This is a genomic window from Vibrio sp. 1751 (assembly GCF_033339895.1).
Taxonomy (GTDB): Bacteria; Pseudomonadota; Gammaproteobacteria; order Enterobacterales; family Vibrionaceae; genus Vibrio; species Vibrio alginolyticus.
In genome coordinates this window covers 1-19,329 of sequence record NZ_JAWOVM010000010.1, presented here as the reverse complement: position 1 = coordinate 19,329, position 19,329 = coordinate 1, and the positions used below count along the sequence as shown (strand labels likewise).

At 45.5% G+C, this 19,329-nt stretch carries 21 protein-coding genes; 6 read left to right on the top strand and 15 right to left on the bottom strand.

The window, feature by feature from the left end; all coding sequences use genetic code 11:
* Positions 1-16: 16 nt before the first annotated feature.
* Positions 17-1,426, bottom strand: coding sequence for an aminotransferase class V-fold PLP-dependent enzyme (locus R7041_RS05830; protein ID WP_206949147.1), 1,410 nt, complete (start codon positions 1,424-1,426; stop codon positions 17-19).
* A gap of 541 nt (positions 1,427-1,967) precedes the next feature.
* On the opposite strand from R7041_RS05830, the gene R7041_RS05825 reads away from it, so the two are divergent.
* Entirely contained in the window at positions 1,968-2,483 is a 516-nt protein-coding gene (locus R7041_RS05825; RefSeq protein ID WP_104976434.1) for a superoxide dismutase family protein, read from the top strand.
* A gap of 27 nt (positions 2,484-2,510) precedes the next feature.
* Here R7041_RS05825 and R7041_RS05820 read toward each other — a convergent pair whose 3' ends face one another.
* The 4 genes from R7041_RS05820 to R7041_RS05805 form a co-directional block, all read right to left on the bottom strand.
* Positions 2,511-3,884: a sensor histidine kinase gene (locus tag R7041_RS05820; protein WP_005383993.1), complete on the bottom strand. Its 1,374-nt coding sequence runs from the start codon at positions 3,882-3,884 to the stop codon at positions 2,511-2,513.
* 116 nt (positions 3,885-4,000) lie between these two features.
* Complete coding sequence (locus R7041_RS05815; RefSeq protein WP_017820525.1) at positions 4,001-4,732, bottom strand: response regulator transcription factor; 732 nt, start codon at positions 4,730-4,732, stop codon at positions 4,001-4,003.
* A 146-nt stretch (positions 4,733-4,878) separates the two neighbouring features.
* Positions 4,879-5,574, bottom strand: a complete 696-nt coding sequence (locus tag R7041_RS05810) for a spondin domain-containing protein (RefSeq protein WP_206949148.1) — start codon at positions 5,572-5,574, stop codon at positions 4,879-4,881.
* 9 nt (positions 5,575-5,583) lie between these two features.
* Positions 5,584-6,267, bottom strand: a complete 684-nt coding sequence (locus R7041_RS05805) for a spondin domain-containing protein (RefSeq protein WP_005384002.1) — start codon at positions 6,265-6,267, stop codon at positions 5,584-5,586.
* Positions 6,268-6,555: 288 nt separating this feature from the next.
* On the opposite strand from R7041_RS05805, the gene R7041_RS05800 reads away from it, so the two are divergent.
* From R7041_RS05800 to R7041_RS05790, 3 genes are all read left to right on the top strand, one after another.
* Entirely contained in the window at positions 6,556-7,029 is a 474-nt protein-coding gene (locus R7041_RS05800) for a hypothetical protein (RefSeq protein ID WP_206949149.1), read from the top strand.
* A gap of 77 nt (positions 7,030-7,106) precedes the next feature.
* Complete coding sequence (locus R7041_RS05795; protein WP_033906703.1) at positions 7,107-8,036, top strand: LysR family transcriptional regulator; 930 nt, start codon at positions 7,107-7,109, stop codon at positions 8,034-8,036.
* 11 nt (positions 8,037-8,047) lie between these two features.
* The gene (locus tag R7041_RS05790; RefSeq protein ID WP_053303870.1) at positions 8,048-8,431 is read left to right on the top strand and encodes a VOC family protein; all 384 of its coding nucleotides are present in this window, start codon (positions 8,048-8,050) and stop codon (positions 8,429-8,431) included.
* Between the two features lie 57 nt (positions 8,432-8,488).
* On the opposite strand, the gene R7041_RS05785 is transcribed toward R7041_RS05790, so the two are convergent.
* The 6 genes from R7041_RS05785 to R7041_RS05760 form a co-directional block, all read right to left on the bottom strand.
* Complete coding sequence (locus R7041_RS05785) at positions 8,489-9,928, bottom strand: PepSY-associated TM helix domain-containing protein (protein ID WP_064369620.1); 1,440 nt, start codon at positions 9,926-9,928, stop codon at positions 8,489-8,491.
* Between the two features lie 154 nt (positions 9,929-10,082).
* The gene (locus tag R7041_RS05780) at positions 10,083-10,442 is read right to left on the bottom strand and encodes a hypothetical protein (RefSeq protein ID WP_080276971.1); all 360 of its coding nucleotides are present in this window, start codon (positions 10,440-10,442) and stop codon (positions 10,083-10,085) included.
* Positions 10,443-10,660: 218 nt separating this feature from the next.
* Positions 10,661-11,050, bottom strand: a complete 390-nt coding sequence (locus R7041_RS05775) for a cytochrome b562 (RefSeq protein WP_206949150.1) — start codon at positions 11,048-11,050, stop codon at positions 10,661-10,663.
* A 156-nt stretch (positions 11,051-11,206) separates the two neighbouring features.
* Positions 11,207-11,959: a phosphatase gene (locus R7041_RS05770; RefSeq protein WP_005375066.1), complete on the bottom strand. Its 753-nt coding sequence runs from the start codon at positions 11,957-11,959 to the stop codon at positions 11,207-11,209.
* Between the two features lie 83 nt (positions 11,960-12,042).
* A complete protein-coding gene (locus R7041_RS05765) occupies positions 12,043-12,489 on the bottom strand; it encodes an SRPBCC family protein (RefSeq protein ID WP_170889967.1) in 447 nt (148 codons plus the stop codon).
* Between the two features lie 99 nt (positions 12,490-12,588).
* A complete protein-coding gene (locus R7041_RS05760) occupies positions 12,589-13,512 on the bottom strand; it encodes a DMT family transporter (RefSeq protein WP_033906700.1) in 924 nt (307 codons plus the stop codon).
* 128 nt (positions 13,513-13,640) lie between these two features.
* Between R7041_RS05760 and R7041_RS05755 the strand changes: the two genes are divergently transcribed.
* Together R7041_RS05755 and R7041_RS05750 are read left to right on the top strand one after the other, a co-directional pair.
* Positions 13,641-14,534 carry a LysR substrate-binding domain-containing protein gene (locus R7041_RS05755; RefSeq protein WP_033906699.1) on the top strand — a complete coding sequence of 298 codons (894 nt, stop codon included), beginning with the start codon at positions 13,641-13,643 and terminating at the stop codon, positions 14,532-14,534.
* 73 nt (positions 14,535-14,607) lie between these two features.
* Positions 14,608-15,666, top strand: a complete 1,059-nt coding sequence (locus R7041_RS05750; protein WP_025768593.1) for a S1 family peptidase — start codon at positions 14,608-14,610, stop codon at positions 15,664-15,666.
* 16 nt (positions 15,667-15,682) lie between these two features.
* Here the strand turns inward: R7041_RS05750 and fliJ are convergent, their stop codons facing one another.
* Genes fliJ through R7041_RS05730 form a run of 4 tightly spaced genes read right to left on the bottom strand, consistent with a single transcriptional unit; the run spans position 15,683 to position 19,260 of the window.
* Positions 15,683-16,123, bottom strand: a complete 441-nt coding sequence (fliJ, locus tag R7041_RS05745; protein WP_017820533.1) for a flagellar export protein FliJ — start codon at positions 16,121-16,123, stop codon at positions 15,683-15,685.
* Between the two features lie 24 nt (positions 16,124-16,147).
* Positions 16,148-17,494, bottom strand: a complete 1,347-nt coding sequence (gene fliI, locus R7041_RS05740; RefSeq protein WP_005375057.1) for a flagellar protein export ATPase FliI — start codon at positions 17,492-17,494, stop codon at positions 16,148-16,150.
* Positions 17,487-18,242 (bottom strand): flagellar assembly protein FliH, encoded by a 756-nt coding sequence (fliH, locus tag R7041_RS05735; protein WP_005375050.1) that lies wholly within the window; start codon positions 18,240-18,242, stop codon positions 17,487-17,489. The genes fliI and fliH overlap by 8 nt, the downstream gene beginning before the upstream one ends.
* 4 nt (positions 18,243-18,246) lie before the next feature.
* Positions 18,247-19,260, bottom strand: a complete 1,014-nt coding sequence (locus R7041_RS05730) for a flagellar motor switch protein FliG (RefSeq protein ID WP_005375048.1) — start codon at positions 19,258-19,260, stop codon at positions 18,247-18,249.
* Between the last annotated feature and the right edge of the window lie 69 nt (positions 19,261-19,329).

Here is a 19,329-nt window from a genome sequence, read left to right as displayed (position 1 = left end):
GTGATAAACAACGATGTTAGAACGACGAGTAATACAAATTCGTCATCGCCACTACGAGCCCTTCCACATCTTGTTCGTCATGGAACAAATGCGTAGAGATACGCAGCGCGTAAGTATCAAAGTCATCATCCTTATGCAGCTTAAAGCTAGTCGTACGGATGATGTAACCATACTCTTCACGTAAACGATCTCGGAATTCCGTCAGTATCTCTTCATTAGTTACATCGGAGAATGGGTTAACCGTCGTTAAGCCACTGGTTAAGCCTTCCACGTTTGGTGAATACATTTTGGCTTGTGGTAAGTACTCTTGAAGCAAGGTTTTACATAAACTACCAAGGCTTACAACTCGCTCTTCGATACGGTCTCGACCAATCTCATCCCACATTTTGCAACTATCAACTAGTGCTTGTTTCGCAGGATAGTTATCGTTACCAATGTATTGCATTTGCAGCTGTTTACCCAGGTAATCAGCATGAGAAAGTGAGGAGTTGATCAACCATAACGGGTTCTCTCGGTCGCTCCAATACTCATTCAAACGGTTACCGTTATCACGAACATACAGAATACCTGTCGCGCCCGGACCACACTGCCACTTATGACCAGATCCTGCATAGAAATCACAATCCATATCGTGGAAATCAAGGTCAAACATACCGACCGTATGAGCGCCATCAACAAGAGTAGGCACACCATACTCTTTTGCTAAAGCACAAATGGCTTTTGCTGGTAGCGCGGTTCCTGTTTTGTATGTGATATGAGAGAAAACAATTAGGCGAACGTTTTGATTCGTATCAAGCGCGTCTCGGAACGCTTGAATGTAATCTTGCTCAGAAACGTTTTCAGTACCAGTAAATACTGGTAGTTGAATTTCTACCACATCCACACCAAAACGATGTTTCGCTACGTTCATAGGTGATGTTGCAGCAATATGTTCATGGTGTGTCGTTAGAATCACATCACCTGGTTCAAAGTGTAAGCCATTAATGATCGAGCATAAGCCATCAGTAGTGTTGCGGCTGAGAATGATCTCTTCTGGGTTAGCACCAAAACCTGGTGCGACGTCTTTAACCATCTCAGAAACATACGGCCAAGAGCCAAATTTGCCTTTCATATCCCAAGGATATTTAGCCACTAGCTTGTTGTTATGCTCGTAATCTTCAAGAACATGTTTTGGCATTGAACCTGTTGTACCAATGTTCATGTAAGTGGTTCGTTTGTCCAAAACGAACTGTCTTCGCACTTTACGCCAGAAGCGCTTATCATGTTTTCTACCTAGCCCACGGCTGCTCCAATCAATTTTCTGTTCTCGTGCTTGAGCTACGCCTGAGAAAGCGGAAGCACTCACACCAGCAACAAAAGCTCCTGTTGCGCCTTTCAGAAAATTACGGCGGCTGCTATTAGTCTGAATAGATTCCTTGTCTTTCATCTTTTTCAATCCTTGTCGGAAATTAGCCATATTATTAATTTTAAGTGCGTAACTATCTGTTACTAAAACATTATTACCCATTACAATCAGAGTTTAATTTTTTCCTCTGCCATTAAGTGACTTTAGTTCCAATTTTTTATCTTATTTGATGATATAAGCAACAGTTTGACCACAAATCTATAAACAACAATGTTCACATTAATATATTCGTTAATTTGATTATTCTTTATTGCGGACAATTCCACCAAATTCTTTATAAAACAATTATGAGCTTTGTTATAAAGTCATTAAAAATTTAACTTTGCGTTAATTTAAAAATATTCAGGCTATTTTAAGATTGGCGTCTATTCTTTTTATATCTTAACGATCTCAACATGTTAAGACTAAATAAAAGAAAGCTGATTTCGGATCGAGATATCAGTTTAAGACCATAAAGTGATACACATCACTCTATGACATAAACTCACCGCTCAACAGACATAAGTAAAACAGGTTTTCACTAATATGTGCTTGAGCGTACACCCTAAAAGAAGGAGGTCCCATGTTAAAAGGATTGCTATGCATTTCAGTTGCATCCGCTCTTGTCGCCGCCCCTAACGTGCTAGCAAAAACGGTAGAAATGACTGCTCTCAACACCAATGAGAGTGCGGGTACCATTGAGATTTCACAAAGTGATTATGGCGTTGTTTTTACGCCTCAATTATCAGGTTTGTCAGCAGGTGTGCACGGTTTCCATGTTCACACTAATCCATCTTGCGATAGCATAGAAAAGGATGACAAAACCGTATTAGGCGGCGCAGCAGGTGGCCATTATGATCCTAACAACACAGGGAAGCATGGCTATCCTTGGACCGATGACAATCATTTAGGCGACTTGCCTCCACTCTATGTGGACATGGACGGCAATGCCAATCAGCCCGTTGTCGCGCCTCGCCTAAAATTATCGGATTTAAAAGGTCGAGCGTTAATGATCCATGCAGGTGGTGACAATCACTCCGATCACCCAAGTAAGCTAGGTGGTGGCGGCGCTCGCGTCGTATGTGGTGTTATTGAATAAACATTAACTTATGTCTCACACTTCTCTTTAGATTGCGAGAAGTGTGAACTTCTGTTGATACTGAGAGGAGGTTGCATTGGTCTCAAGGTAGCTGTGGTGAAGCATTAAGATCGATTGGACAATCTTCGTCCCGATCCCCAAAGAACCGCCCTCCGCTTCTTCCTCGATGTGATTGACGAAGGTAAAGTGGATACGCGACTTATCTTCACTCAAATGCGCTTGGCAATGCACTTCTGAACCGATTGGGCTGTGGCGTAAAGCATTTTCAAGTAAGTTAAGCACCAACCGCTCCAATAGCCCCTTATCACCCACGGTTTGGATTTCGCTATCGATATCCACTTTCAACACCACTTCTTTACGAGAAAACTGGCTCTGCATCGTTTCAGCACATTCTGCCATCAAAGCGCCCAGATCTACGGGGCGGTACTCGTAATTTGGCATTGGAGCTTCTTTGCGTGCGGCGTCTAATAAAGAATGCAGTTGAGTTGAGAGCTTCTCACAATTTCGGAAAGCAACGTCAATCAAAGGATCGGATTCCGGATGTTGCAAACGCCACGTTTCCAAATAGCCCAGCACGCTCGATAACGGCGTTTTTAAATCATGACTAAGCTGCAACAAGCTTTGACGACGATGAGACGATTGATACTCCAACTGTAAAAACTGTTGCTGAATGTGCTTCGCCATCATCTGATAAGAGTGCGCAATCGGCACGAGCTCCGGCACTTGGTGAGTAAAATCAGGTTGCAGGCGGAAATCATGTTCGGCTTGCTGTTGAAGTTGCTTGGTCACACGCTCAATCGGGTTCAATAGGCTACGTTTCACCAGCACATAAGCCCCAAGAGCAAAGCCTAAAATGGAGACTAAGACCAATCCTGCCAGCGCGATATAAGGAGTATCGACTTGAGCATTGGCAATGGCGTCATGTCGGGTACTGCCAATCACCACGTAGAGATAACCGACCGTAGAGCCTAATTCCTCTATCGCGGCGACAGAAAAGACTTTGTGTTCACCACGATTACGTGGGTCTTCACCCAAAATAGGAAAAGGCTGGTCATTTAAGAATTGCTTAATGGGATTGAGATCCACCTTCCCCATGATCTCCGCCCCTTCCGGTGCTGCATGAGTGGTGATATTGCCTTGGCTATCGAGGAAGTAGATTTCAAAATCAGGGCCGATCAGCATGAGCGTGTGAAAAATCGACTTGAGCGCTTTAGGGTTGTAATCCGTTCCGATCATCAGCGGATTATCATCACGCATGTGGCTGGCTAGCTCTTTATGCAGGCTTTGCTTGGTGCGTAACTCAATGGTTTCTTTTTGCCAATTGTAAGTCAGTGCAATCACCACCGCCGCGAGACAGAACCACAAGCTAGTAAATACCACTAAGCGAGATTTGAAGCTCATCCTATCGCCTCCTTAAACAGCGGTGTTTTTGCAACACCCGTGATGATTGAAAAATGATGGTGAAAACAACTGCCGACTTACTGTCTTGGCTTGATGTTTTGACTTACTTTCTTGCATTAGTGTCTTGGTTGAAACTTATATCCAACACCCCACACGGTTTGGATGAAGTGATGATCAGAATCAGACAACGACAACTTGCTGCGTAAACGATTTATGGTGCTACACACCGTGTGGTGATAACCAGAATGACTGGTGTTCCAAACGTGATCGAGCAATTCATCTTTACTGTAGACTCTGCCCGGACGAGTCGCGAGAAACTGCAGCAAAGTAAACTCTGTCGCGGTGAGCGTGACATCCTTGTCGTTTAAGGATACTTGGTGCAACTCCGGAATGATTCTCAGCGGGCCAAAATCCATCGCATCATCGAGGACTTCATCTGCCACCTTTGCTTCAGCGGTTTGGCTGACTCTGCGCAGCACGTTTCGCACTCGTGCTTGAAATTCTAATACGCTAAATGGCTTAGTGATGTAGTCATCAACGCCTGCTTCTAAACCGTCAACCTTATCCATTTCACCGTCTCTGGCTGTCAGCATAAGCACTGGGCTCCAATCTTGTTGCTGACGCAAATAATGGCAGATGTCTAGACCATCACCATCTGGCAAACCTCGGTCAAGGATCAATAAATCAAAGGGTTGTTGCTGGTATTGCGTTTTAGCATCGGCGACATTTGTGGCTCGCGACACTTGGTGTCCCTGAAACTTAAGATGCATCTGAACCAGTTCTGCCAAATCATCGTCATCTTCCACCAACAAGATGTTCGCGACTAAATTGATTGCCTGTTGTTCCATGGTCCTTTCCTTGCCTTCGAGTATCCTCATTTTGCACATGACCGGAACAAATTAGAAATTCTTTCAAAAAAGGTTCCGATGACGCCATGAGGGATAAAGCGCTCGGCTACAAGCGCTTTGGAAAGGAGACGTCATCGGAGCCTGTGTTACTCGACTCGAGTGATGGTGACTTTCGCACCTGGGTTAAGGAAACGATAGTTCGCAGAAAGTGCTGAGTTTGCTAATCCGTCATCTTGGCTAACAACACCCGCATGGAATGCAACAACGTCATTACTGTCATTACGAGCGGCATTGAAACCCTCACCGCCACCTGCTGGGCCCGGAATGGTTGCAGCAAGTTCATCGTTCAGCTCTGTGCCGGAATCCCAAACGTTCATGCTCATTTCGTAGCTTTCACCCACTGCGAGCGATTTGAGCGATAGCCCCGTTTCGCCAACAAAGGCATCATTGGTATTCACGAACATAGACGCCACAGACAAGTAACCGTAACGACTAGGGTCAACCGTAATGGTGACTTCGTCCGATGCACCCGGCAACACCAATCCATTACCCGAAATACCTTGGTAAACACTGTCATTGCTGTTCATCAATTCAATCAGCTCGGCGTTACTACCGCCTTCAGCAAGATGCTCAAGTTCAACAGATGCGGCTTGTCCAATTTCAAACAATTGGTAGTCAGCATTGTGAGTGAGTACCGCGAGCGGAGACATAGGTTGATTCGCAGTCAAGTTCGCCACGTTGACGGTGTAGCGGTACGATTTCACTACGTCATTATCATCATCGCTTGGACAACCGGCGAGCAAGCCGACTGAAGCTGCTAATAGTAAGATTCTGTATTTCATACATCCCCCTTACTTCACAACGATTGTGATGGTTGCAACTGGGTTTAACCAACGATGGCTGCTGCTGTCTAGGTCACTGATGCCGCCGGTTGGATCGCTATCACCAAGGTTACCCGGATGCACGTGAACTTTGTCGTTAGTTACTGTTGCTTCAACGCCTGTGCCGCCAGTACCAAAGGTAATGAAAGGTGGGTTTGGCATGCTAGACGCAAGTTCATCGTTCGCTTCTGTACCGGCATCGTAACTTCTTAGCGTTGCTCGGTATGTACCCGCTTCCGTTGGGATCTTCCAGCTATCCAGACCGACAAAACCATCATTGGTTGGCAGCAACATCGCGCTCAGAGAAAGATAACCGTGGTCGCCACTGTCCAAGGTGAAGGTGGTTGCCACACCCGGATTCAAAATACCACCAGCAGGGTTCTCAACCACCGCACCACCAGCGTTACCAATCACACTAGCAAGACCAGAGATATCACCGCCTTCTGCCATTGCTTCTAGTTCTGGCGTTGCTGCTTGACCCGTTCTGAACATTTGAAGATCAGAGCCATGTGCAGCAACAATAAGAGGCGTAAAGTAGATGCCTTTGGTTGCGTTTGTCACGGTGATTTCCAATTCCGCCGCATTCACTGATGCAGAGCCTAGTGCCATAGCGACTGAAGTCATGACGAGTCCGAGTTGGGTACGTTTTTTCATTGTGATTCCATCCTTTAATGAGGGTTGAACTACCCAAGCCCATGTATACGGCTTTACTTCTTTGTTCGTGACTTGAGTAGGTTAAGCATTACGTTTCGAACGTTTTGCGTTCTTGCCTCTAAGAATGACGAGCAAATCTATCAGCAACTTCATCGAATTCTCATAAAATTCTCACAAGTTCTGTTCGAATTCTGTCAGCAGCACTTTTTTACTCTTAATCAGGTGTTTACACTTCGCGCTTTCCCCTCCTACAATGCGGTATTCCCTGTTTAAATCACGATTCTCACCATGATTCATAACGTTCTGTCTGCCTACTATGGCGAAATCTACGGCATCGCTTTTTTCAACCACTACTTGAGCCATTACGCCCAAAGTGAACAACAAACGCTGTGGCAAACCTTGATTGAAGTGGAAGAACTCACCGCAGAAAAGCTCAAACCTGTACTGCTGAAAAATGGGATGGATATAGAAAGTCGATACCAAGAGATGCTGGATAAAGGCTTGGAAGATGCAACCAAATGGATTGATTTACCATGGCAAGAGTTGGTGGCGACTCTTCTGAAATGGGTAGAACCTTATGAGGTCAAGTATCGAGAGTGGCATGAAGAAGTGAAAGCTTCACAGCAGTATTCAATCGCTGAGCGAGAAGCTATCGAGTTGATTGCAGACCACGAAACGGCCATTTATCACTGTTGGCAGCAATACCATACTGGTGAATCTGGCTTGCCTGCACTCAATGCATTTTTGGCAAAATATCGTTAAAGCGAGACGGTGACACTTGAACCTCGTGAAACCGTACCAGACAATGTCGTTATTCCGCTGCGCAGAACTGAACAATTATGGTTAATCCAAAACTCATTGCCCTACTTCCTGATCTTGCTTCGTTTATCTTGGTGGTAAACGAAGGCAGTTTTACCGCTGCAGCCAAACAACTCGGCGTGACGCCATCGGCTTTAAGTAAGTTGATCACACGATTAGAGCAAGCCCTCTCGGTCAAATTGTTTGAGCGCACGACTCGTAAGTTGATCATCACTCAAGCAGGGCAAAAGGTTTACGACCAAAGCATCGCAATGGTGAATGCCGCACAGCAAGCCGTTGAGCTATCTGCGGAAGATCATGCCGAGCCAACAGGCGCACTCACAGTAGCAGCCCCTGAAGCATTTCTTAATTCGGTGCTTCAACCGTTTGTGTTGCCATTCCTAGAACGTTATCCAAATATTCAGCTTAAGCTGCGTGCAGCAGATGGTGAGATCGATCTGTTCCGCCAAGGAATTGATGTCGCATTTAAGCTCACCGACAAACCCGATGAGAATCTGGTCCTCAAAGAGATCAGCAAGACCAACCTTGTTTTGTGTGCCTCTCCAGATTACCTAGCCAAACACGGTATGCCTGAGCACCCAACCGAGCTTGAGCAACACGACTGCATTTATCTTGCCGAGAACGACAAAGACAACATCTGGTCATTCTTTAAAGAAGAAGCGTTCCACTCCATTGCCGTGAGTGGACGCTACGCCGTCAACCATTCTCAAATGCGCTTGAACGGGGTTAAGTCTGGCTTGGGAATTGGGATCTTCCATGACTTCGTGATCAAAGACGCGTTAGAGCAAGGAGAAGTGGTAGAGGTTCTGCCGGATTGGATGATCAAGAGTAACTATCATGGCGCTATCGCGATGCAGTATGCGCAAACCAAATACATGCCCGCTCGTCTGCGTGTGTTTATCGACTTCGTTAAGGAGCATTTAGTCTCCGAGGATACTAACCATGCTTGAAGAGGCTAACCATGTTTAATGCCATTCATCACGTCGCGATCATTTGCAGCGATTACCCAAAGTCAAAACGCTTTTACACTGAAGTGTTAGGACTGAAAGTCATTGCCGAAAACTATCGTGAAGCCAGAGACTCCTACAAGCTTGACCTCGCTTTACCTGACGGCAGTCAAGTTGAACTGTTTAGCTTTCCGGGCGCCCCTGAGAGACCGAGCTTTCCCGAAGCGCAAGGCCTGCGACATCTCGCTTTTTTGGTTGATGATGTTGAGCAAGTCAAAGCCTACCTAGAATCGAATGACGTTGAAGTTGAGCCAATTCGTATTGACGAATTTACAGGCAAAGCCTTTACCTTCTTCCAAGACCCAGATGGCTTGCCACTGGAGATTTACCAGAAATAAAAAGAGCCAGCACTTCGACTTCGCAGGCTCTTTTATTATTCCATTCTTTGTCTGTTACTAATTCAACGCCGTTTTCAGTTTCTCAACGCGGTTGAACAACAGCCAATCCAGTGCAAGAACCGTAACAATTGCCAAACCGCCCATCGGAAACGCCAGACACAATATCACCAACGTTACTAAGCCAAGCTTCCAAATACCGTCTTGCTGAAACTTAGGTGGCGCGCCCAATGTGGCACTGCGACTTGGTCTACGAATCCACCACATCACCACACCTGTGATTGAGATTAAGATGAACGCCAAACAGAACACCACGTTGAGCACTTTGTTCAATATACTCACGTCGCCTTGGTGCAATGACACTCCTGCCGCCATGAACTTGGCAAACAAACTGTAATCTTGCCACGTGACGTCCACCAACAAGCGACCGGAATATTGGTCAAAGTGGCTGGTGCGATCTTGTCTTGGGTCGGAGATATCGCCACCCATGGAGTTAGCTGCAACGGTGTAAACGCCCGTCTCAGAGCGTGGCAAAAACAGCTTATAGCCAGTGAAGCCCATCATTTCAGCCTTGAGGATGATATCATCAATGGAGAGCGCATCATGACTGCCTGCGTATGCCATCTCTTCCTTCATATTGGCATGATCATGAGCGGGGTTGTCTTTCGATTCTGGCACAGCAGCAAGCTCTAAGTTCCATGGCATCTCTTCTGATGCACCATGATTCAGGTCTTTGTGTGTCAGTGTCGACTCTGGTTTCTCACCCCATGTGTAATAGGTTGGGAAGGTATTCCAAGCTTGCACCATTTTCGCGCCCCATATCCCAGCCCAAGACAGACCTGAAATCAAAAAGAACAACAGAACAATTGATAGCACACCGCCTAAATTCGCATGCAGATCTCGCATCAAAATACGAGTTCCACTGCCAAAACGAATTTTCAAAAAGCCAGCACGGCTAGCGTTGTCTCTCGGTAACCAAAGGTACAAACCAGACACCAACAGTAAAATGCCTAAACTGGCGGCGATTTCTATTAACCGATCACCCAAATCACCAATAAGCAAAGTGCCATGGATGTTATTCATCAGTTCATAGATGCTATCACCACGGTTAATGGTGCCTTGTACGTCTCCTGTGTAAGGATTTACTGCAACAATCAGCGAGCTGCCTTCTTGGTTTTGAATCGAGAATCGGTTGGCAATATCGGCCGTTTTAGCAGGTACAAATTGAGTGACATTAAAATCGGGATACGCCTGCTTTACGGTTTCTAATTGTGCAGAGACAGGAATCATGTGCTCTTGTGGTGAAACTTGTAATGTCGCTTCGTATCGAGCCAGTTCGATTTCGTCATCAAACAACATCACCAATCCCGTGAGGGAAAGCATCAGCATAAATGGAATGACGAACAAACCTGCGTAGAAGTGCCATCGCCACGTCATAAAGTAGATGGATTTTGCGCGTGAGGCTTCCTTGAGTTGAGGCTTTGCCGAGTTTCTCAACATGTGTATTTTCCTTTTTTCATTGTTGAACACCCAAATTCAGCCAAACGCATCCTACACATACGCATTCGTATGCGGCGCTATTTGACTTAGATTCGGGAGTACCACTGCTCGAAGTGGCAGTGTTGTTGGCTTTATTTACTTGTAATTGTTTTCGTTATGAGAAAAGGGAAACTGGCGGCGCTCTAGGAACTGGTGTTTCAAATCGCACACTTAGAGCCAAATAAGCGTAGCTGTCAGAAGTCACCAAGCTCTGTCTTGAAAGTATCGGTGTCGTTGGAAGTGTATCGTGATGAAAAGTCGAGAAGTGGCTAAACGGACAAGGCTTACCTTTGTGGCTAACCGAATTGTCGCCCTCTTCTATTTGAACCAATTCAAAACCGTTAAGCGTACATAGCGTCGCCCACACGCCCATGCTGTTACCATGAGCATTGATAACAGGCATCAGCGTCACTAGCACCCAACTGAGAGCACTAGCAAATAACATTGAGCGGTAAAAAGGAATTAATCTACGCATAACGGTGACTTAACAAATTTCACACAGCGTAACCAATTCTGAGTGGTAGCTCAAAAACAGGATCAATAAGTGCTTGCTACCTCACAGGTTTTCTTGAATGCATCGATTGACAGGCGCAAAAAAGCCCGCCGAAATGGCAGGCTGATAATGTGTTCATTCATTACTTAGAAATAACGCGTAACCCACTGCCACGATCAAATGCTCCGCTCAGTAGATAATTAGCCGAACAACTTGCTCCAAATGCTTGGATTGCGCTTGTCGTGGTACTCTTCACGAAGACTATCGATTTCACGCAGTTGAGCTTTTGCTTCTTGTAGCTTGCCCGCATCAAGATCCGCTTCAATCTTATCTAGCGTTACCGTCAGTTTGTTAAAGCCTTCTAAGTAAGTATCAAACTTCTCTGGTGGGTAATTACCACGCTTAGATTGTTCAACAATCGCTTGCAAGCTATCAATCGCAGATTTCATGGTTTCGACATCAGATGCTTCTGCCGCCTGTTTGAATTCCATCTTCATCTGTTTCATGTTTTGTTTTAAATCAACCGCTTCTGCCATTGCGTATGTTGAGCCAAACGCAATCGCATACCCTAGGACTAAAGGACGTAACATTTTTCACTTCTCCATTTATAGTGCCGAATTCTGTGTCGGCTTTATTCACCCAAATAACCTACGCCATAAAAGGCGAAAAACTAGCTTATTTGAGTATTTCCGGGTCGCAGTGTAAAGCAATCTGGCGTCAGGTGCATACCTTAAATGTAATCAAGTTTATGCGTTGAGAATGCTGTCATATTCTGCAATTGGTTTACGGCCTCTCAAAGCTAAGAAAGACAAAAACTGCTGAGCGGTGTGAGTAATCACTTTCTTGCTATCAATACCCACTTTGTCCATTAACTCTCCAACCAAATCCAGATTACCAACATCGTGACAGAAATGCGCGTCACTGCCCGTGGTGAAGAAAACACCGAGATCTTTCCCGATTTGTGCAATCTCGTGGCAACGGTCTACGCTGCCTACTCGGCTGTTGCCTTTCAGCGTGGTGTTATTAATTTCAATCGCGACATTGTGCTCTTTCGCGCACGCTAAAACGGTCTGAAAATCAAAGTCGAAATTTGGATTACCAAGATGACCGAGCGCATCAATACGACCACTCTGAATGACATTAACAAGTGCTTCCGTGTGAGTTTGCTTGTTTGCAGGACGAAAAACGGGTTCATGAAAACTCGCGATCACCCAATCTAAGTTGCGGTCCACACTCAGTGGAATATCAATGTCGCCTTCGGTATTCATAATGTTAGATTCAACGCCACGAATAATCGCAACGCCTTCAAGAAAGCGAGGCAGAATTTTCTGGTTCGAGAAGAACCAGTAATGAGGCGCACCCGGCATTGATTCTGCGTGATCGGTCGTGCAGAACATATCCAGCCCGTTCTCTTTTGCCAACTTTGCATTTTCAATCAAGGTACTGTACGCGTGACCACTGGCGTACGTATGTGTATGGGTATCAACTTTAAATTCCATCATCCACTCTCTTAGGTGCGCTATCTTGCGTGCTATTGTATACCTTCAGGCAACGCATCGTCAGCCCAAGATAAGCAAGAACCCTAAGCTTGCTCTTCACAAATGGCTTTTATCAAGGGTAAGGCTTTTTCCCATCCGTGATTAAACATGGAAACAAAGTCATTGTGAGTATGAATGGTAACATTGAGTAGTAAACGATCGTTGTTGGTATCGATCTGGTAGATCTCTCGCGATCCGATCCACCTAGATGCTAGGTCAGCATCGAGTTGTTGACGATTATCCGGATTAAAAATGGCAACATGATGAAATTCAAGTTTTTGAAGGGGTAGCACCGTATCTATGATCGCCCTTGTCCCGCCCATATCTGGATCAAAAAAAGTGATGCCACCTCCTTCTTCCCAAGCTCCTTCAAATTGAGACTGCGGTGAAAAGGCTTGCGCCCAACGTTTATACAACTCAACATCGGTTAGCACTTCCCACACTCGTTGCGGTGTCGCCGAAATTTCGACGTAATAATTTAGCGTAAGCATGATTTCTCTCCCTGAACCTTTCTTGACGCTAGCCCATACTCAGGAAAAATCAAACCACACGACCAATTTATCTACCTGCCCCCTTCATTTTCCGACAGACTAAGAAGTTCTCGCTTGTAAACCGCCACTGCGATGCGCCTTAAAGCGAACCCAACATGTGTTCAGTATGATTGCGAGCACTATTAAACTCATCCCAACAATTTGACTTTGACTCATTCGGTCTTCAAAAAACAGGCTCTGCCAAACCGCAGTGAACAATAAGTTAGTAAAAATGAGTGGTGCAAGTTGAGAGCCACTGCTTGCCAGTTTATATGCTTTGGAGCGAAAAACTTGGGTGTTAATGATCATCAGAGACATCATACCGATCCACAGCGTATTTGAAGAAATCTCAGGCGCCATAACACTCATATTAAGTAACACGTCGAAGTCGTTAAACAAAGTTAGCGGCAACAGAAATACGGCAGCAAAACCAAACGCCCAAAAGTTGATTTCTAGCGGCGACATATTTGTTTTACTCACTTTATATAACGTAAGCTGAGAACCAGAATTGAAGAGTCCACCAGCCAAGCCGAGCAATAAATCCGCTCGCCATGTGATCTCACTTCCACCGCCCGCCAACATAACCACACCAGTGAACGCCATTGCTAAAGCCGCCAATGTTGAAACACGAATGCGCCCCCTCATGAACAGCTTTTCAACCAAGGGAATAAATAATGGGCCAGTAGCAAACAAAACGACCCCCTCAACGAGCGTTAACGTTTGTAATGACGCGATAAAGCAAAGTTGTGACAAACCGATACAAAGAGCACGCAATAAAATAGGCTTTAGCGTGCCCGCTTTAGGAAAGGTAAGGTTTTTCACACGAAGTAAGATAAGCAAGATAAGCGCAGGCACCAAAAAACGTAAGAAGCTAAATAGTGTGACGGAAAGTTCGCCTGACAACTGCTTTGCTAACAGTCCAGTAACAGATAAGCTTAACGTAGACATCAACATGAAAAGGATAGATTTATTTACAGCATTCATTCAATACTCCTTAATATATGGAGCATTTTAAAAGACATCACTTATCGTAAATAGCGAGTAATATTAACCATTGATGTAAGAAAAACTTACAGTTTAACTTATCTATCACCAGCTACGGTTTTTAAATTATGCGGAAACTAGTCCCCTTAAAGTCCATCTACGCATTTGTTGCAGTAGCTGAGTCTGGCAGCATGACAGAAGCAGCACAGATATTAAGTGTGAGCCACTCAGCCGTAAGTCAGGCAATTAAATCGCTGGAGAGTCAAGTCAACAAGCCTCTATTTGATCGCATAGGCAGACAAGTTCAACTCAACGCGGACGGTAAAAAGTATTACAGGAAGGTGGCACCCGCTTTAGAGCAAATTGTCGATGCAACGGAAGCACTCATCCAAGATCAGAACTTGCAGCGTGTTACGCTCAATATGGTGAATTCATTGGCTCTTCACTGGTGGATTCCTCGAATGTCAGATTTACAAGGGTTTGCTCCTCAATTAGACGTTCGTTTATCAAACCTGTCTGGCAGATTCAATTTAGAACAAGAAGGTATCGACGCGGCCTTGGTGCATGGAAATCCCGAAGAATGGCAGGATTACTACTGCGAAAAGCTCAGTGAAGATGAACTGGTTTTGGTGTGCAGTCCTGAATTGATAGCGAAGACCAAGGACTCAAACATCACTCAACTCTTAAAGCAGTATCCCATCATTGAAGTTACTAACGAACGAAGAAAAAATGACTGGAACGTGTGGCTGGACGCGACGGGTATCCAGCGACCTAAAAATAAAAAACCAATCACTTTTAACATGTCGATACAAGCCGTCCAGGCCACAACTCGTCGTTTGGGGTTATTGGTCACTCATCGCTTGTTTGTGAAGGATGACATCAAATATGGTCAGCTAATCGAGCTGGGTGAACCCGTCATTAATCCTCATCAACAGCTTTACTTTGTATGCCCGCCACACAAGCTAAAGCTTGAATCGTTTCATCTGTTGCGATCTTGGCTACAACAATCATTCAACTATTAGAAACTTTTGTTAAGCACATTCACTGAAAAACTAGTATAAAGTTAGAAGAGCACTTTTCATCCAAGGATGGTTTATGAAGCAGTATCAAATATGGCTAAGCGCACTCTGTTTTGCAGTATCTTTGAGTACGACCGCTGAAGTAGAAAATGATAACCGCCTTTCAGAACAAGGGATCTCCACGGCAATTATTGGGGGTCAGCAGGCTACCCAAAACCAACTTCCTTTTTTTGCACGTCTTATTCTACATAAAACTGGCGCTAATCAGTTTGCCAATATTTGTGGGGGAACCATTGTAAACGACCGCTTCATTTTAACTGCGGCTCACTGCGTAGAACCAAGCGTTTTTACTGACGGCTGGACAATCAACGACCTACGAGTGTTAGTCAAAAACCCTACGATGAATGACGTGTTTGTTGAAGAATTCAAAGATGTTCGCTCTATCACGATTCATCCTGATTATGTGCCTAGCGATTTATGGATTAATGACATCGCTGTCCTTGAATTGACTAGACCTATCACCGATAACGTCCAATCCATCACTTTACCGCAAGACTTTGGAGACTACAGCAGCAAGTCAGTTTATCAGATATTCGGTTTAGGTCAGACCTCAACCAATGATGAAAGCCCCCCTAACTATTTACGCTGGGCAGAAGTAAAACCCCTTACCGACACCCAATGCGCTTCGTTGGTAACAGGGTTTAACGCTCAGGAAAGTTTATGTGCGAATGGATTTCCTGAACGAAGCTACACTGGTATCTGTCGTGGTGACTCAGGCGGTCCTCTCACCTATCAAGACAATAATGGCATGTATCAGCAAATTGGCATTGTGAGCTACGGTTCTTCAGTTTGCGAATCCGCTGCGATTCCAAGTGTGTTTACCGAGATTTTGAACTATGCAACATGGATTGAGACCCAAACCAGCTCAGGTGTAAAAACCAGTTATAACGCCCTCTTAGCAAGTTCGGAAGATTATCATAGCGAAGGGGACTCTGGCTTTGAGCCTGTCGATACCAACACATCTGGCTTTGGTAACAACGGCAGCAGTGGCGGCGGTGCTCTCGGATCAGGGTTGATCATGCTTGGAGGCTGGTTTGGTTGGCTAAGACACCGCAGAAATTATTCGCGCTCCTAGTAGCGTCAACAAGACATCATAATATCTTGCGCTTAACGCGAGAGTTAATGATGTCTTCAATCATCTTTTGCTCTTTTTTCGCTTTTTCATAGTTCTGCTTAGTACGCCAACGATCAAGCACTTTTTCTAACCCTTGAACGCGTGCGTGCTTGTGTTCTAGCGTTTTCTGTACAGATGCACATTCCGCTTGCATAACGGCTTGCTCTTGCTCGTGGTGACGAAGCATTCTTTGTAGCATTTGGTCAACACGATTAAAGTTCATCAAAGCCGCGCTCGTCAGCGTCGGGCCGGTTCGGGTTGATTGTCCAGCGTGGCCTTTCAACGCCGACAACTGTTCCAATTGCATTGAAAGATGGGAGTGACGCTGACGCATGGCATCAAGTTGTTGACCCACACGGTCACGCTGTTTTTCTTCCATTTGCTGTAACTTGCCTACGGCTTTTAACTTGGATTTCATTTCAGCCTTGTCACTCCCATTTGATTAAGCACTTTGAAAAAGCTGCGCGAGCTCGGTCAAACTGGTTGGGTAATCTACAGACTCGTTGGCAGCTTGTTGTAGATATGCACGCAAATTTGGATACATAGCAACAGATTGATCTAACTCAGGATCTTGTCCTGGTTGATAACCCCCTAATGGCAGTAACTCTTTAACCTGAAGGTAGTTGGAGTACATTTGACGGAAGTTATTCGCAATCGTGCTGTGTGCGTCCTGCGTACAAGTATTCATACAACGGCTAATAGACGCGTTGATATCTATCGCGGGATAATGCCCTTGCTCAGCCAGTTGACGCGATAAAACGACATGCCCATCTAAGATGGCGCGCGCGGAATCCACGACAGGATCTTGTTGGTCGTCCCCTTCTGCCAATACGGTATAAATTGCCGTTAAGCTACCATGTTGATTTTCACTGTTACCCGCTCGCTCTAGGAGTTGAGGTAACACGCTGAAGACTGAGGGCGGATAACCACGAGAAGCTGGAGGCTCACCGAGCGAAAGAGCGATTTCGCGCTGTGCCATGGCGTATCGGGTTAGAGAGTCCATCAGAAGTAGAACGTCTTTGCCTTGGTCTCGGAAATACTCTGAAACGCGATGACAAAGTAGTGTCGCTCTTAACCTCATTAGCGGGGATTCATCAGCAGGAGCCGCGATAATGATCGCTTTCTTGCGCGCTTCTGGGGTTAAGTTTCTCTCGATAAACTCACGTACTTCTCTGCCTCGCTCACCAATAAGCCCGACCACAATTACATCGGCCTCCGTGTTTTTGGTGATCATCCCCATTAACACACTTTTACCGACGCCACTGCCAGCCATCAAACCAATACGTTGGCCTTTGCCTACCGTCAATAGTCCATTAATCGCTCGCACGCCTACGTTGAGTGGTGTATCAACTGGGCGTCGCTTCAGTGGGTTAATCGGTTTTGGTTCAAGTGAAACTCGATCTCCCCCCTTAAGCGGAGCCCCATCATCTAACGGCTCACCTAAACCATTCAGTACGCGTCCTAACCACTGAGAGCTTAGCTGCACGGTACTGTCACCATCAAGAGGGATGACTTTTGCACCTGCAAACAGACCGCCTAAACGGCGGATAGGCATGAGGTAAGCAATAGTGTGTTCAAAGCCCACAACTTGCGCTTCGATCATATCGCCTTCCGCGGTTTCTACGAGACAACGCTGCTCAAGCTTAAACCGACACCCTACGGCTTGTAACATTAAGCCGTTTACTTTTATCAATCGCCCTGTTACGCGAGCAACAGGGATTGAATCGAGCGAAGCCAAGGCTTCGCTCAAACGCTCACTTAATAGTTCATGGCTTAGGGTATTACTCATGCTCAGACTCTACCTGTGGAATACTGACTTCATCCAAAAGGTGTTGCTTTACATTGTCCATACAGGCTTCCAAACGAGAGTCGCAGCTCGCATCCGCTTCTGCGTCATCAGTCACTAACTGACAGCCACCAATAGGAAGCTCCGTATTAGGGACCAGTTTCCAAGATTGCGGCAAATCAGCATTGATGTGAGTAATGCGCTCTAAATCTTGCGGATTTAAATGCACAGTTACTGTTTCCGCTTTACCAGGCATGGCAGACAATGTCTCGTCCACCAAAGCTAGGATCTGCTGAGGCATTAAAGTGAGCTCGGCACGAATCACTTGCTGAGCTACCTTTTGTACCAGTTCACAAATCATATGGCGTTGTTGCTGTTCTTTTTCATCTTGCCAACGAGAAAGGGCGTGAAAAAGTTCATTGACAGGCTTCGCCGCCTCCAAAAAGCCTTGCTTTCCAGACTGCTCACCGGAAACAAAGCCTTTTTGGAAACCTTCTTTTTGGCCTTCCAACAGACCTTGTTGCTTGCCCTGTTCGATACCTTGGCGTAAGCCTTCCTCATGTCCTTGTTGCAAACCTTGTTGAAAACCTTCTTCAAGTTGCTGTTGGATATCTATTTGAGGTTCTTGCCAGCCTTGGTTATCTAGCCCGAATTCGTCTTCGATAGTCTTAGGTTGCGCTAAAGGAGGAAAACGGTGTAAACGATACCCGCTCGGAGGCAATCGCATAGTACTTGATTTTGTCTCTAGCATGACCTTACTCCACCGTTGGCTCTTCATAGAGAAGCAGCTGAACTTCACCAGATTCATCCAGCTCACGTACCATTTGCATGATGTCTTGACGTGCTTTTTGAACTCGACTTAACGCAACAGCGCCGCGTGCGTCCATGTCATCTTCTAGCGCTTTCACCATACGTTGCGGCATTGAACGCTTAATAGCTTGTTGTAAGGTAATATCGGAACCTTTTAGCGCGACTGCCCACAACTCTAGCGGAATCTGCTGCACCAACATGTCCATGGTTTCTTCGCGTTGTCGGCCAAGAACCATAAAGTCGAACATGTTTTCTTCGATTGCATTAACAACATCTTCATCATGCAACTTCAGCATTTCCATTAATGAACCACGGTCACCTTCAAAGCGGTTAATGATATCTGCTGCTTGCTTAACACCTGATAACGGCGTGCTTTGACTCGCGGATACTTTTTCGATGCAACGCTCAACGAGTTCATGCAAATCAACGGCAACTTGATGATCGATATCTTGCAATTGAGCAATACGGAACAAAATTTCGTCATGGTAATCTTGTGGCAAGTGCTTCAATACCGCTGAAGAGCTGTCCGCTGGCAAATACGCTAGAAAAATTGCTTGCATTTGTGGGTGCTCGTTCACAATGAAACGAGCGAGAGTTTCTGCTTCCACCCACTGTAAGCGCTGCATATTGTTGCGAATTTCATCGCCATATAACGTATTCAATAACCCTTTTGCCAAATCGTTACCCAACGCTTTACGCAATGTATTAGATAGGTATTCCTTAGAGGCTCCTCGAATACCGCTGTGCTCACGGAAATCTTCAAAGAAAGTTTGAATAACACCACGAGCAGAATCGCTCTTAATGCCATTTAACTTCGCCATTGCACGAGTCACACGCTGGGTTTCATCACGGCTAAAGTGTTGCAAAACCTTCGCTGCGGCATCCTCGCCCATGCCTAATAGCACGAGCGCGGTTTGTTCAACATAACTAAGCGTCTGCTTTGATAGAACAGTGTTCATTGATGTTTACCCATTGTTTCAGTATTTCGGCTACGCGCTCTGGCTCTTCATTAGCAATAAGCTGTAGGT